1 protein-coding gene is annotated in these 764 nt (G+C 41.4%); it reads right to left on the bottom strand.

Annotated features, from left to right (window positions below; all coding sequences use genetic code 11):
* On the bottom strand, positions 1–764 hold a 764-nt coding region (locus C9J40_RS21795), incomplete at both ends, for a transposase (RefSeq protein ID WP_107247968.1).

Genomic DNA, 764 nt, shown 5'->3' with positions numbered 1-764 from the left:
GGTAACGTGCGTGTCTTCATCGTTTGAGTTTGGCTATCTTTATAACGAAATGTCACCTGTTCATTATTGATATACAGAATGTCTTTATCCGCAATTACCCCTCGATAAAGGTATGTCGATAAATACAATAATGCAGGCTTTCCTTGCCCTACATGCCGACAATCAACCACCCACTTTTTCGTGATGTGATCGGGTAACGCCCACTTTAGTTCAGTAGTGAGATAGGCTAACAATCTTGCTCGCCATATTTTTGCGAGAGCAAATGCATTAAAGAGGTAGTGGTTTTTACAATTTTTCCATTGTCGTTTCTTGTCATCAAAGCCACCGCCAGTGATCACCATATGAATATGAGGATGTAAATCTCGACGCCGATTATGAGTGTGTAAAACAGAAGTAAAACCGATGCGATTACCAAGGTATTTATCATTGTTAGCGAAGCTTTTTACTACACTGGCAGTCACAGTAAACATGGCTTGATAGAGTGCTTTAGGATGTTTTTTTGCCAGACATCGAAGCTCAGTTGGCAGCGTGAATGTCACCATAAAGTAATCAACAGGCAACAATTTCTGTTGCTGCTTTGCTAACCAATCGGATGTTGTTTGGTGCTGACACTGAGAACAATGACGGTGTCCACAAGACATCGCATATTCAGATTGATGTTCGCAATGCGAACATTGCCAGCGACTATGTCCTTGTTTTTCAGTGTGACACGTGAGTATCGCTTTCATGGCATAACGTATATCGTGATTGATCTGGGTTGAGTA

It is taken from the genome of Photobacterium sp. GB-72 (assembly GCF_003026095.1).
Classification (GTDB): domain Bacteria; phylum Pseudomonadota; class Gammaproteobacteria; order Enterobacterales; family Vibrionaceae; genus Photobacterium.
This window is presented reverse-complemented; position numbering and strand designations above follow the sequence as displayed.